The sequence below is a fragment of the Pseudomonas sp. WAC2 genome (assembly GCF_030403525.1).
Classification (GTDB): domain Bacteria; phylum Pseudomonadota; class Gammaproteobacteria; order Pseudomonadales; family Pseudomonadaceae; genus Chryseomonas; species Chryseomonas luteola.
Genome location: NZ_JAUEPD010000004.1, coordinates 304,503 through 318,051, shown reverse-complemented (window position 1 = coordinate 318,051; position 13,549 = coordinate 304,503). Strand labels below are relative to the sequence as shown.

Here is a 13,549-nt window from a genome sequence, read left to right as displayed (position 1 = left end):
GCTAGTTTCCTTGTGGATTGACGATGGCGGCAGGGGTGCGCAGTACCAAAAAGGCACCGACAGCGATGAGCGCCGCCAGAACATAGAGCGCCAGGCTGGCGCTTTGCGTGGTATCGCGCATCCAGCCAATAAAGTAGGGAGCGAGGAATGACGCCACGCTGCCAAAGGAGCTGATCATGGCAATGCCGGCCGCCTGTGTGCCTGACGATAGAAACGCCGGGGGCAACTGCCAGAACATGGGCAGCGCGGAGCTTGCGCCCATGCCTGCAATGACCAGGCCCAGCATGACGAGGGTTGTGTTTTGAGGTGCCAGCCCGGCGATGGCGATACCGGCCGCACCCATGAGGAGGGGGACGCAAAGGTGCCAGCGGCGTTCGCGGTGGCGATCGGAGGAGCGGCCTGCAGCGATCATGAAGAAGCAGCCTGCCAGATAAGGGATGGCACTGAGCATGCCGACGTTGCTGTCTTGACCGATGCCAGCGCCGTGAATGAGAGCTGGCATCCAGAAGGCAAGAGTATTGACGGCCAACATGACGGCAAAATAAATCGCCACGAGCAACCACACCTGTCCGTTGCGAACAATGCCTAAAAAGGAAGTAATCGTTTTGCGCTGCTCCTCTCCCGCCAGCGCATCACGGAGTTGACGCTTTTGGGTAGGCTCAAGCCAGCTGACGCTCTCGAAGCTGTCCGGCAGGGCCTTGAGGACGACCAACCCAAGCAACACCACTGGCAGACCTTCCAACATGAACATCCACTGCCACCCCCGCAGACCGCCGCTGTCCTTGAACAGCTCCAGAATCCAGCCGGACAGGGGGCCGCCGATGACTCCTGCCATAGGGACGGCAATGGCAAACAGTGCAGTGACCGACGCCCGCCGATGGGCTGGAAACCAGCGGTTGAGATAAACCAGGATGCCAGGGAAAAAGCCCGCTTCCGCCACGCCTAACAGAAAGCGCAGGGTATAAAAGCCGGTGGCGGACTCGATAAACATCATGCCGGTGGACAGGACGCCCCATACCACCATTAGCGTGGCAATCCAGCGGCGCGGCCCCACACGGTCCAGCATCAGGTTGCTGGGTACGCCAAACAGGGCATAGGCAATAAAGAACAGGCCTGCGCCAAATCCATAAACGGTATCGCTGAAGTGCAGGTCGTTGCTCATTTGCAGCTTGGCGAAGCCGATATTGATGCGATCGAGATGAGCGAAGACATAGCAGACCAGCAGCAGTGGCATCAGTCGCCAGGTGATGTGCCGGTAAGTTGCATCATTTTTTCCCGAAACCGAAAGCGTATCGATTGCCTGTGCCATGGTGGGTGCCTTTTATTGTTGTTGTCAGGACGCAAACAGAACGCTGCCTAACCGGCCTGCTCGCTCAGGAAGGCATGGATATTGTTGTGCTTGTAGTTGAGTTCGGCCGAGAGTTCGGTCATCTCGAACGACAGTGCCAGCAGGCGTCTGCTCTGAAGTTCGGCGAAGTGATGCTTGATCACCTCGAACAATGCATCGGCTACCTGACGCCGTGTCTCCAGGTCACGGCCAGCACCTACCTTCAGCGTCATATGAACGAACGCATAGTCATGTTTTCCATCAGCCATGCGGAACGTATCCATGCGGATCGCGCGGCTACGAATACCGCCTAGGGGGAAAACACCACTGTTGCCGAGACAGGCGTGGACTTTTTCAAACAAACCCGGCAGGTCTGCGTCGTGCTCAAGATTGGCTGAATATTCGGCAATAAAGTGGGGCATGGTTTTACTCCGGCGGGGCGTGCAGCCTTCAAGGGCCTGTATCAGCCCCTGAAAGCCGCTGACGCTAGTCAAACGGGGAAGATGGCGTTGATCTGACCGGTGCCCGAGCTTCCGAACGGCTCGGTCACGATTTCGACGGGCCTGCTGTATTCAGGGCCGCCCAGCAGGCCCAGCAACATGGCCGTATCGTGCATCTTGCCTTCGCCATAGCAGTGCTCGGCGTAGTCTGGAAGCATGGCGCAGAACTCTTTGAAGCGACCTTGCCGCCACAACTCCACCACATGCAAGTCGACCTGCTTGTCGAATTCGCGGGTCCACTTATGGATATTCGCCTCGGCGACCCGATCGTCCGAGAACCGGTGGGAGAGTGATCCGGATGCCAGTACCAGTACCTTGCGGTCGCTTTTTTCAATGGCGCGACGAACCGCAGCACCAAAGGCAAAGCTGTCTTCCAGCCGATGCCAGGCGCACCAGGCGGCAATGGAAATGACCTTGAGCTTTTGGCTGTCCGGTACGCCCATGTGCATGTAGCGCATGGGAACGAGTGTTCCGTATTCAAGCTCCAGGCTAGGGATGTTATGGGCCATGGTGCGGATCCCTGCGGCATTGGCTTCCTCACCGATCAGGGCTCCCAGCTCGGGATCGCCCGGATATTGATACGCCATGTCCTTGATGAAGTGCGGCAGCTCGTTACTGGTGTAGATCCCTTCGAACTGCTGCCCGCAATTGATGTGGTAACCACTGTTGACCATCCAGTGAACATCGAACACGACGGCCGTGTCGGCGCCCAGGTCGCGGGCGCGCTGACCGATGAGCTTGTGTCCGGCGATGGCTGCCTCGCGGCAACCCTGGTGCTTTCCGGGCAGTTCAGACAGATACATGGATGGAACATGTGTAATCTTGGCTGCAAGGACGACTTCGCCCATGACAGTTCTCCTTGTTAGCCCCGAACAGAAGATCAGGGCGCTGTGTTGTAACTGCTTGGCCGTGATAAGCCCGAAAACCCGGGTGCTTGCCTGCCGATACCGCTAGCAGGCGCTGGCCCTGGGGACGGGAGTGGTTACACACCCCAGCGCGGGATGTGGTGACTGCCCATGGAGATGCACACGTTCTTCACCTCTGTGAACACCTCGAAGCTGTACTCGCCTCCTTCACGTCCAGTACCAGAACCTTTCACACCACCGAATGGCTGGCGCAGGTCCCGTACGTTCTGGCTGTTGATGAACACCATGCCGGCCTCGATGCCTCGGGCCAGACGGTGCGCCTTGCCGATGTCCTGGGTCCAGATATAGGACGCAAGGCCGTATTCGGTATCATTGGCCAGGCGCAGGGCTTCGGCCTCATCCTTGAATTTGATGAGGCAGACGACAGGACCGAAAATCTCTTCCTGAGCGATACGCATCCTGTTGTCGACGTTGGCAAATACGGTGGGCTGGATGAACTGCCCCTTTGTCAGATGGGCGGGCAGGTTCGCTGGACGCTCCAGACCACCTGCCATGAGCGTGGCGCCTTCTTCCAGGCCGATCTTGATGTAGCCTGTGACCTTGTTGTAATGAGCCTGGGTAATCATCGAGCCGACCTGGGTCTTTGGATCTTGCGGATCACCCACGATCAGGCGCTTGGCGCGTGCAGCGAACTCCTCGACAAACTGGTCGTAAACCGTTTCCTGGATGAAGATACGGCTGCCCGCCGTGCAACGCTCACCGTTGAGCGAGAAGATGGTGAAGAGAGCGGCGTCCAGCGCACGGCCTAGATCGGCATCATCAAAGATGAGCACAGGCGATTTGCCGCCCAACTCCATGGAATACTTCTTGAGTCCCGCCGTTTCCATGATTTTTCGGCCGGTAGCGGTGCCGCCAGTGAATGAGATGGCCCGCACGTCCGGGTGACGAACCAGGGCGTCTCCAGCTGTGGCGCCATAGCCCTGCACGACGTTCAATACGCCTGGCGGAATGCCTGCTTCCAAGGCCAGACGGCCTAGTTCGTTGGCCGTAAGGGGCGACAGCTCAGACATTTTCAACACGGCGGTATTGCCCAGTGCCAGACACGGCGCCGTTTTCCATGTCGCTGTCATGAACGGTACGTTCCAGGGTGAAACCAGGCCGCAGACCCCTACCGGCTGGTGCAGGGTATAGTTCAGCATCTGGTCATCGACCGGATAGGTATGCCCATCCATCCGTGTGCAGACTTCTGCAAAGAAGTCGAAGTTATGGGAGGCTCGGGGTATGAGTACGTTCTTGGTCTGATGAATTGGAAGCCCCGTATCCAGGGTTTCCAGCTCGGCCAGATTTGGCACGTTCTTGTCGATCAGCTCGCCCAGCTTGCGCATCAGCTTGGCCCGTTCCTTGGCTGGGGTGTTGGCCCACTTGGGGAAAGCTTCCTTGGCAGCCGCCACGGCTTGGGCGACTTCCTCGGCGCCGCCGCTGGCCACTTCGCCCAGTGCCTCGCCGGTCGCCGGGTTGTAATTGGTGAACGTTTCCTTGCTCTCGACCTCACGGCCGTTGATCCAGTGCTTGATCATTTCAGACCTCTTTGGCAGCTGCGGCGAAGAAAGCTTCTTCGCTGACGATGGTATTGACGAGGCGACCGACGCCTTCCACTTCCACAACGACTTCATCTCCAGGCACCACATCGGCAAGGCCTTCCGGCGTTCCGGTGGCGATCATGTCGCCGGGCTGCAGGGTCATGAAACTGGAAAAGTATTCGATCAGGTAGGGGATATCGAAGATCATGTCCGCCGTGGTGCCTTCCTGCTTCAGCTCACCGTTGATCCAGGTGCGTAGGCGCAGGTTGGACGGGTCTGGCACATCGGCGGTGTCGACGATCCAGGGACCGATCGGTGTGGTGCAGTCGCGGTTTTTCACCCGCAGGTTGGGGCGGTAGTAGTTCTCGAGGTAGTCGCGGATCGCGTAGTCATTGCACACGGTATAGCCAGCCAGATAGTCCAGAGCGTCCGCGCGCTTTACATGACGTGCCGGTTTGCCAATGACAGCCACCAGCTCACACTCGTAGTGCATGTACTTGACGTTGTCAGGCCGCCAGGTGATCTGCCTGTGTCCGGTATAGGTGTTGGGCGATTTGATAAAGGCCAGTGGCTCGGTGGGTGCTTTGAAAGCCAGCTCTGCCGCGTGGTCCGCATAATTGAGGCCCAGGGCAAACATGCTGCCTGTGGCGGGCGGCAGCCATTCCACCTGGTCTTCCAATAGCCGTTCGCCACTGGGCAGACGTACTGCATGGTCATCGTCGACGGTAACGGTATGGATCTCACCCTGATAGCGAATACGTGCATGTTTCATGGGGTGCTCCTTATTCCGCAACTACGGTATTGATGAGGCGGCCGATGCGGTCGATCTCGACCTCTACGCGATCACCCGGCGTGACATCGACGCGGCCCTCAGGCGTACCGGTGATCAGCACGTCGCCTTCGTTCAACGTCATGAACTCGCTCAGCTCGGCGATTAGCTGAGGGAGGGTGCGTACCCAGTTAGCCGTCGTGTTTTCCTGGCGCAGCGTGCCGTTTACATAGAGCTTGAGGGTGAGCAGATTCGGGTCGCTCACGGCCTCTGCCGGCACCAGCTCAGGACCTATGGAACAGAATCCGTCCCGGCATTTGGCCTTCACGGCAGGCCGATAGTAGCTCTCTTCCGGCAGGCTGAATTCATTGATGACGGTATACCCCGCCACGTAGGCCATGGCCTGGTCTTCAGTTACCCGGCTGGCCCGTTTGCCAATCACTACTCCCAGGGCTGGGCCTGCCTGCAGACGCTCACCCTGGGGCATGATGACGGGCTGCTGGTGCCCGTTACGGGTGTTGGGCGTCTTGATGAACAGGACCGGTTTCAGTGGGGGCTGTTGGTAAGGCGGTTCGTGAAACTCTTCAAGTCGGCTGCGCAAAAGGCCTTGGAAATTCAGGGCGACGCCGAACAGTGTTCCATTGGCAGATTCGCTAAGTGATCGCGACATGGCGCTCTCCCTTGTTATTGGTGTGGAAACAGGGCATGCCTGTTTGGGAGTAATTAGTTAATGTGTTAACTTTATATTTAATATGTTAACTAAGGTCAAGTGTTACCTGAGTTCGCGTATGCTTGGTTCAACAACAAAAAGAATGATGTTCATGAAAAGTCCTGCGTCCGTGTCTATCCAGCCGATCCCCAACATCAACATCGGTCAGGTCTACGACCAGCGTTATGCCGATGCCGAGGTGCATTACGATGCGCTAGGCAGACTGGCGGAGTTCTTCGGGCGTAACATGCGTGCCCACCGGCATGACCGGTTCTTTCAGGTGCATTACGTGAAGACCGGCAAGGTTCGGGTGTACCTGGATGACCGGCAGTACCAGGAGCAGGGCCCTATGTTCTTCATCACACCGCCTCCGGTCCCCCATGCCTTTGTGACGGAGGAGGGCAGCGACGGACATGTCCTGACGATTCGCCAACAGCTGGTATGGTCGCTATTGCAGGAGGTGCCTGATCTCTGGACCGCGTCGGGATTCCTGCCGATCTGTGTAGGCCTGGCCAGCCTGGAGGCTGAGTTTCGCGAAGAGGCCGAGCGGCTGGCCTCGTTGTTTGAGTTGCTAAGGCTGGAGGCGGGTACATCTCGTCCTGGCCAGGCCTGTGGCCTGATAGCCCTGACTCGCCTGATCTTTATCAGCATGCTTCGTCTCTCTCCAAAATCAATCGCGGCACAGCCTGCGCGGCAGGATGACCTGCAGTTGTTTCGGCGCTTCAATGAACTCATCGAAGCGCACTACACCGAGCATTGGCCATTGTCCCGATACGCTGATCAGTTGGGCCTGACGGAATCGCGGCTGAACGACATCTGCCGACGTACCGCAGACATTCCCTCGAAACGGCTCGTCCATGACCGCCTTATGCAAGAGGCCAAGCGGCTGTTGGTGTTCACAGGGAGCTCAGCCAACGAAATATGCTTTCGCCTGGGCTTCAAGGATCCTGCCTACTTCAGTCGCTTCTTTACGCGCCAGGCAGGTATTACGCCCAGCGACTATCGGCTCAGCCGTCGCGCCAGCACTTTGGCAACCGAGTCGTAACCCCTAAAAAAGCCGCGCCACGTATGACGCGACAAAGGGGCGACCGGTCAGGCAGCGCTGTGCTCGCGTTGCAGTCGATGAAAATTACGGCTGAAATACACCAGGCTGTCGCATCGCTCGCGGGTACAGATTTCATCGAGCTCTACGAGAAGCACCGAGTGGGTGCCGACTTCCTGGGTATCGGTAATCCTTCCCTGCAGGCTGGCTAGGGCATCGTCAAGAATCGGAACGCCCTCGCGGCCCTCCTTCCAGGCGTGACGCTTGAAGCGCTCATCCATGTCGATACCGGTCATCCCGGCAAAATGACGGGCCACTTCTTCATGTTCGCCCGCCAGGACATTCACGCACAGCCGCCCGTTCTGCTTGAAGACACCATTCATGGCACTGTTGCGGTTGATGCACACCATAACGGTGGGCGGCGTGTCCGTGACCGAGCAGACGGCAGTGGCCGTAATGCCACAGCGTCCACCAGGACCATTGGTGGTCAGGACATTCACGGCGGCGGACAGCGACGCCATAGCATTGCGAAAGGCTTGTTGGGTTGGGCTGAGTTGGGTCATGACCTTTACCTCCACGGGGCGCCGGATCAGCGATCCGGCGACAGCATTGCAGGATTACTGGCGAATACGGTCCAGCATGTTGATATCGTCCGGGTTGGTCAGGTGCGGAACGGTCCAACCGTTTAGGTCGTAGTCCGACAGGCACTGCTCTACCATATCAGTCATGCTCTTCATCGCACCGGTTCCTTGTGCATGGCGCAGCGCCTGCATGCGGATCTCGTCCTGGCTCCCGGCATAGTTGATTTCGTACAGCTCATGGCGTCCGCCAAATTCCGTGCCGATGGCATCCCAAAGTAGCTTCAGGATCTTGATACGTTCCTCATGGCCCATACCGCCGGACCCGCGACAATAGGTACTCAGGTATTTGTTCAGCGTCGGATCCTTGAGATCACGCGATCCGGTGGGCAGGTAGATCAAGCCGCTGGCCACGACCTGCTCAATGATCTTCTTGATCTCCGGATAGGCTTGTGGCGCCAGCACACGGTAGGCTTGCAAGGCTTGAGCGCTGGGTAGCCAGGCGCCGTTTTTCCACTCGGAAGCATTACCGTACATGGCGTCGGTAAGTGACCAAAAAAGGTTACGCCATGCAACCACTTCGCCCATTTGTGCCTGCACGCCACGGAACTCCAGCGAGCCGGTGCATTGCAATGCCTTGAACAGTGCACCGGTGATGAAGTCCAGTTTGACGGCCAGACGGGTACAGCCTTGCATGGGGAACAGTCGACCAAAGCCGCCTTGTGGAAACCATTGCTTACAGCGATCGAAATCTCGATAGATCAGAATGTTTTCCCATGGGATGAACACCCGGTCCATGATGAGGATGGCGTCGTTCTCGTCGAAGCGGCTCGACAACGGATAGTCAAATGGAGAACCCGTCATCCCGGCCACCAGCTCATAGGAGGGACGGCAGATCAGCTTCATGCCCTTGGTATTCATCGGGGCGATAAACATCAAGGCGAAATCTGTGTTGTCTCCGAGCAGCTGCGCAGAGCCTTGCCCCACGAAGTTATAGTGTGTCAGGGCCGAGTTGGTCGCCACGACTTTCGCGCCGCTGACGATGATGCCACCGTCAACTTCTTCATCCACGGAGATGAATACGTCCTTTACCTGATCGACCGGCTTGTCGCGATCGATGGGCGGGTTGACGATAGCATGGTTGAGGTAGAGGCACGCTTCCTGGATACGCTTGTACCAGGTGCGGGCATTCTGCTCGAATTTGCCATAGAACTCGGCGTTGGCGCCCAGTGCGCTGCCAAAGGCGGCCTTATAGTCAGGTGTGCGGCCCATCCAGCCATAGGTCAGACGCGACCACTCGGCGATGGCATCACGCTGTTCGCGCAGTTCATCAGCGTTACGGGCGAAGCGAAAGAACTTGTGTGTATAGCCGCCGTTGCCCGTGTCGGTTTCCCAGCAGAGCGTTTCTCTGGTTTCGGGATCATGGAGGGCGTCGTACAGCTTGGCCATGGAGGCCGCGGCATTACGGAAGGCCGGATGGGTAGTGACATCCTTGACGCGATCGCCATAGATGTAGATTTCACGATCATCACGCAGGCTGGCCAAGTATTCTTCGCCCGTCAGTGGACGGTTTTTCTCGGCACGATAATCTTCGGGCATCATGAGGACATGTCTCCGTATCATTGTTCTTATGCAGGTAATGCGTAACGCTTGGAAGAGATCATGAGCCTGCCGCCGCGGCGGAAGAATGGCTTTTCCAGACAACCGCTTGTACTTTTCATGGAGCGATTTCATCAGCCATTTCGGGCTGATGAATCTCGCCAGGGGAGCTGAACGAAATGAATGTATTGATCGTGGGTGCGTCACGGGGTATCGGATTGGCGCTGGTTACGCAGTACCTGGAACGCGGTGCGCAAGTCTTTGCGCTGGTTCGTCGGTCTGATAACGAAGCCTTGCAACAATTGAGCGCGACTTACGGCGATCGGCTGGTGCTGCTATCCGGCGATATGACGGACCCGACACTAATTCCTTCTCTCAAGAAGCAATTGCAGAACACAACGCTGGATCGTCTGATCGTCAACGCAGGGATTTATGGACCTGATCACCAGGATGTCATGGCAATCAATACCGAAGAGATTGCAGAGTTGTTCTCGACAAATACAGTTGCGCCGCTGCGTGTTGTCGAAGGGTTAAGCCATTGCATCGCAGACGGCGGAGTGGTGGCGTGTATGAGTTCCCAGATGGGAAGTGTCACGCTTGATCGTGCCGCGGATATGCCGTTGTATGGAGCCAGCAAGGCGGCCCTGAACAGCCTGCTCAGGAGCTGGGCATCCTCGCATACCCCGTTGTCGTTCAGTGTGCTGGCGTTACACCCGGGGTGGGTTCAGACCGACATGGGCGGCCACTCGGCACCACTGACCACAACCGAAAGCGCTAAGGGTCTGATTGCCGTCATCGAGCAGCAGGCGGGTCGCTGCCAGTGTGATTTTGTCAGCTACCAGGGCGAGTCGCTACCCTGGTAGGTTGAGGCACGTTAGTACGGAAATAAGGCACACAGTCTGCTCCGTCCTGTGCCTCGTACCTTTATGCACAGACCAGTGGCTTGCGGTTCGCCCAAGGTTGGACGCGTTCGAGTTGTGCCGCCAGCGCAAGCAGGGTGTGCTCTTCACCAAAGCGTGCCGCAAAATGCGAGCCGAGTGGCAGCCCATTCTCTGTCCAGTAGAGCGGAACGGACATGGCCGGTTGGCCGGACGCATTGAACAGCGCCGTGAAGGGTGAATAGCTATGGAAGGCTTCGATTACTTCGGCCAGGCTGAGGCTGGGGTCAAAGGCGTCCAGGTCACCGATCAGGGGTGGTTCCCGAGTCAGGGTTGGCGTCAGGATCAGATCATGGTCAATCAGGAAGTAGGCCAGCTGCCTGCCCAGCGCATGGATGCTTTCTACCGCGGCGGCATAACGTGCGGCCGGAATATCACCCCGCTCGCGTAGAATGATGCGCGTACGGGGGTCCAACTCTTCGTCTGCTACGGGCTGCCCTCTCAGCTGGCCGACCATATCCAGAAAGTTTCGAGTGCTTGGGCCAATGATATTGAAGAGGTGGTCCAGAAGTCCCGGCAGATTGACGGGTAGCGTGGCAAGCTCCACATGATGGCCGAGCTGCTCGCACAGCCGTGCAGTATGACGTACCGCCTTCAACGCCTCCGGACTTGTTGGCCACGGCCCCAGTTGCTCGATCACCGCGATACGAAGCGGTGCAGGATCAGCCGAGACGGCCTGGGCGAACGGCATCGCTTGAGCCGGCGCTGCGTAGGGCGCACCCAGGTCCGCCCCAGCGGTGGCGTCCAGCAGAAGGGCACTGTCGCGTACGGATAACGTAATGGCATGGGGCGTCCCCATTCCGGCCCACCCTTCGCCTACCAGCGGACCGGAAGGCAGTCGGCCTCGGGTGGGTTTCAGACCGAAGACCCCGCAACAGGATGCCGGGACACGCAGTGAGCCGCCCCCATCGTTACCATGAGCAAACGGGATGGCACGGGCAGCGACCAGGGCGGCAGCACCACCGCTGGACCCGCCGGCACTGCGTTCCGTATTCCAGGGATTTCGGGTGGCGCCGAAACGGGTCGACTCGGTGGTGTAGGAGGTTCCGAATTCCGGTGACGTGGTCGTGCCTGCAAACACACAGCCCGCGCGACGCAGACGGGCAACCACTTCACAATCAAGATCAGCGCGTGCCTCACCCATGACGCGCGAGCCCTGTGTCATGCGGGCGCCCTGGACAGGGGAGAAGAGGTCCTTGATGAGGGTCGGAACACCGGCCAGTACGCCTTGTCGGGCTTCCGGTCGTTGTGCCATCTGCCGGGCCACGTCATAGCACCGCTCGCTGATGGCGTTGAGTTGCGGGTTCACCCGGTCGAGCCGCTGGATCGCCGCGTCGAGCAATTCGGTGGGCGTCACTTCACCTTGCCGTACGAGCAGGCTCAGGGCTGTGGCATCCAGGGTGTCCAGCAGGTGGTCGATGTCATTCATAAATGGAGCTCCTTGTAACTGAATTCAGGGATGGGTGGAGCGGGCCGGGCTGGTGATTCCACGGCGCAGGAAGCTGAGCAGCGCCCACACAAGCGCGGTGATGGCGCTGGCGACGGCAAGCAGGCCAATGGCATGGTGCAGATCACCGGTTTGGCCAAGCAGAGCAATGACGATCAGTGGACTTGAGAACTGGCCCAGGTACAGGCAGGCGGTGAAGATACCGAGTCCCCGGCCACGGGCGGTCGCGCTCAAGGCATTCATCACCGGTGCCATGGAATTGGGAACCAGCATGCCGGCGCCCAGACCGTGAATCGTCACGGCGAGCAGAACTTGGTAATAGGTGTGGGCGGTAATGAGTAGCCACAGTCCGCTGGCCATGAGCAGTAGCAGTAGCACATTGCACCCCGCGAGCCCTACACTTCGACGAACGAAGGGCCAGAGCAGCGAGCCTCCCAGTGAAGTGAGAAGCCCCAGCCCTGCGCACAGCCCGATCAGCGTACTGGACGTAACCCCCAGCCCGACCAGCAGGGTGGGGCTTTGGACTGGGACGATGAAACTCAGCACCATGCCAAAGAACACCAATAGATAGTTGATGATTAGCGGCGGAAGGGAGGACTGCCCAGGCTCGGTTGAATGCATTGCCCGGGCATGATGAACCTCGGGCTCCCAGAGCAGCTTGAGCATGGCCGGGACAAGCAGGAGGGGAAGCATGTACAGCAGAAACGGTGTTCGCCAGGAGTGTTCCCCCAGTGCGCCACCGATGGCAAAGAAGATCGAGCCTACCAGACCAATCGTGATGACTTGCCCGTTTACGTAGCGCATGCGTTGTTCGCCATGCCAGTAATCGGCGATGAGCGTGACGCAGCAAGTCATGACTGCCGCCTCGGCACAGCCAAAGAGCAGTCGCAGACCAACAATTCCTTTCAGGCTGTCCAAAAATGCAGGTGTGGCGCCGCAAAGTGCATAGACCAGTGTCGCCAGAATCAGCAGACGTTTGCGTCCGAGCCGGTCGGCCAGCCAACCGGCCAGCGGTGCGCAAAGCGCAATGGCCAGTGCCGGCCCCGTAATGGCCAGTGGTATGAGAACGCTCGTCTGGGGCTCTACCGGCCCGAATTCTGCGGCAATCTTGGGTAGAACCGGCGCGACCATCACGGAGCCCATGATTGTCAGGCTGCTACCAAGCATGAGGACAGCGCCCTGCGCGCGACCAGCGGTATGCCGGCCTTCTAGATAGGACTGGGACATGGTAATTCCTCAGAAACTGTGGGAAAAACGCACGGCGACGGCATAACCCTCGGTACGGTTACGGGCGTCGAATTCCTTGTAAGCATGCACCCAGACAGGTGGCAGCCCCGGCTGGAAAAAGCTCACTGCAGGTCCGATGGCCAGTACCCGGGCGCGGTTACCGTAGGTAAGGTTGGGTGCGTCATCGTCGCTGAGCTGGCGGTAGTAGTAACCGCCAATACCGGCTGTCCAAGGCCCGAAATGCTGGCCCACTGCGAACTCGTGGCGGTACTCAGTTCCGCTCTTGTAATCCGTAGAATGGTTACGGGTGTTCACGTCCAGCTCGAAGCTGGATGACACCTCGAATCCTGAATCACTGATATAGGTGGCGTTGACGATAGGTGAAAACGTCCAGTGGTTGAGGCCGGGGCTGACCAGACGGTTCTTGTCGTAATCGCCGGTGGGTGCCTGAATCTGGAACTGCGCGTTGATACCAAGGTTACGTGAGGGCGTCCATTGTAGAATCAGTGGCAACACCTGCAGGTCCGCCTGCCGGAATACGTGAGTGCTGTCCGAAAAGACGGTGGTGCCGCCCACCTTGACCTTGAGATCAGCGTCCATGTCGAAAAAAGGCGCGATCACACCAAACCCGTATTTTGCACCCAGCAGTTCGGTATCGGTCATGCGGATATAAGCCAGGCCGAGTGAGAGGACGCCAAGGGAAAAATCAGTCCCGTTGTCTCGGCCGTGGCGGTCTTTGACAGTATTGGCCCAGTAGTAGTTGGTACGCAGGCCAACGGTGCCTGTTGGCGACGGTGGCGGTGTGAACCCGGCGCCAAAATCATAGACACCAAAGGCTGTTGTAGGGGCTCCGCCCTCAGTCGCCTGGGCGGGATGAGTCAGGAATAAAGTGGCTAAAAATACGGAGCTAATTGTTGTGATCTTGTATGCTTCGTACATCGAAACCTCTCCCTTTGTTTTTTCTTAG

13 protein-coding genes are annotated in these 13,549 nt (G+C 58.4%); 2 read left to right on the top strand and 11 right to left on the bottom strand.

Going from position 1 to position 13,549, the window contains the following annotated elements:
- Position 1: 1 nt before the first annotated feature.
- The 6 genes from QWJ10_RS11015 to QWJ10_RS10990 all read right to left on the bottom strand — a co-directional run bounded on the left by QWJ10_RS11015 (position 2) and on the right by QWJ10_RS10990 (position 5,712).
- Positions 2-1,309, bottom strand: coding sequence for an MFS transporter (locus QWJ10_RS11015; RefSeq protein ID WP_289926270.1), 1,308 nt, complete (start codon positions 1,307-1,309; stop codon positions 2-4).
- 47 nt (positions 1,310-1,356) lie between these two features.
- A complete protein-coding gene (locus QWJ10_RS11010; RefSeq protein ID WP_010799025.1) occupies positions 1,357-1,749 on the bottom strand; it encodes a 5-carboxymethyl-2-hydroxymuconate Delta-isomerase in 393 nt (130 codons plus the stop codon).
- Between the two features lie 68 nt (positions 1,750-1,817).
- Entirely contained in the window at positions 1,818-2,675 is an 858-nt protein-coding gene (gene hpaD / locus QWJ10_RS11005; RefSeq protein WP_197871683.1) for a 3,4-dihydroxyphenylacetate 2,3-dioxygenase, read from the bottom strand.
- 134 nt (positions 2,676-2,809) lie between these two features.
- Entirely contained in the window at positions 2,810-4,270 is a 1,461-nt protein-coding gene (gene hpaE, locus QWJ10_RS11000; protein ID WP_019366241.1) for a 5-carboxymethyl-2-hydroxymuconate semialdehyde dehydrogenase, read from the bottom strand.
- Between the two features lies 1 nt (position 4,271).
- Positions 4,272-5,045, bottom strand: a complete 774-nt coding sequence (locus QWJ10_RS10995) for a fumarylacetoacetate hydrolase family protein (RefSeq protein WP_010799028.1) — start codon at positions 5,043-5,045, stop codon at positions 4,272-4,274.
- A gap of 10 nt (positions 5,046-5,055) precedes the next feature.
- Positions 5,056-5,712 (bottom strand): fumarylacetoacetate hydrolase family protein, encoded by a 657-nt coding sequence (locus tag QWJ10_RS10990; RefSeq protein WP_289926267.1) that lies wholly within the window; start codon positions 5,710-5,712, stop codon positions 5,056-5,058.
- Between the two features lie 151 nt (positions 5,713-5,863).
- Here QWJ10_RS10990 and hpaA point away from each other — a divergent pair, with 151 nt between their 5' ends.
- Entirely contained in the window at positions 5,864-6,796 is a 933-nt protein-coding gene (gene hpaA, locus QWJ10_RS10985) for a 4-hydroxyphenylacetate catabolism regulatory protein HpaA (protein WP_289926266.1), read from the top strand.
- 47 nt (positions 6,797-6,843) lie between these two features.
- Here hpaA and hpaC read toward each other — a convergent pair whose 3' ends face one another.
- Together hpaC and hpaB are read right to left on the bottom strand one after the other, a co-directional pair.
- On the bottom strand, positions 6,844-7,356 hold the full coding sequence (gene hpaC / locus QWJ10_RS10980) for a 4-hydroxyphenylacetate 3-monooxygenase, reductase component (protein WP_010799031.1): 513 nt from the start codon (positions 7,354-7,356) through the stop codon (positions 6,844-6,846).
- Between the two features lie 54 nt (positions 7,357-7,410).
- The gene (hpaB, locus tag QWJ10_RS10975) at positions 7,411-8,973 is read right to left on the bottom strand and encodes a 4-hydroxyphenylacetate 3-monooxygenase, oxygenase component (RefSeq protein WP_019366245.1); all 1,563 of its coding nucleotides are present in this window, start codon (positions 8,971-8,973) and stop codon (positions 7,411-7,413) included.
- 176 nt (positions 8,974-9,149) lie between these two features.
- Here hpaB and QWJ10_RS10970 point away from each other — a divergent pair, with 176 nt between their 5' ends.
- Positions 9,150-9,833: an SDR family oxidoreductase gene (locus tag QWJ10_RS10970; protein WP_289926265.1), complete on the top strand. Its 684-nt coding sequence runs from the start codon at positions 9,150-9,152 to the stop codon at positions 9,831-9,833.
- Positions 9,834-9,894: 61 nt separating this feature from the next.
- Here the strand turns inward: QWJ10_RS10970 and QWJ10_RS10965 are convergent, their stop codons facing one another.
- The 3 genes from QWJ10_RS10965 to QWJ10_RS10955 are packed head-to-tail and all read right to left on the bottom strand — an operon-like array spanning position 9,895 to position 13,521.
- A complete protein-coding gene (locus QWJ10_RS10965) occupies positions 9,895-11,337 on the bottom strand; it encodes an amidase family protein (RefSeq protein ID WP_289926264.1) in 1,443 nt (480 codons plus the stop codon).
- 24 nt (positions 11,338-11,361) lie between these two features.
- Positions 11,362-12,582 (bottom strand): MFS transporter, encoded by a 1,221-nt coding sequence (locus QWJ10_RS10960; RefSeq protein WP_289926263.1) that lies wholly within the window; start codon positions 12,580-12,582, stop codon positions 11,362-11,364.
- Positions 12,583-12,591: 9 nt separating this feature from the next.
- Positions 12,592-13,521, bottom strand: a complete 930-nt coding sequence (locus tag QWJ10_RS10955) for a transporter (protein WP_289926262.1) — start codon at positions 13,519-13,521, stop codon at positions 12,592-12,594.
- Positions 13,522-13,549 lie beyond the last annotated feature (28 nt).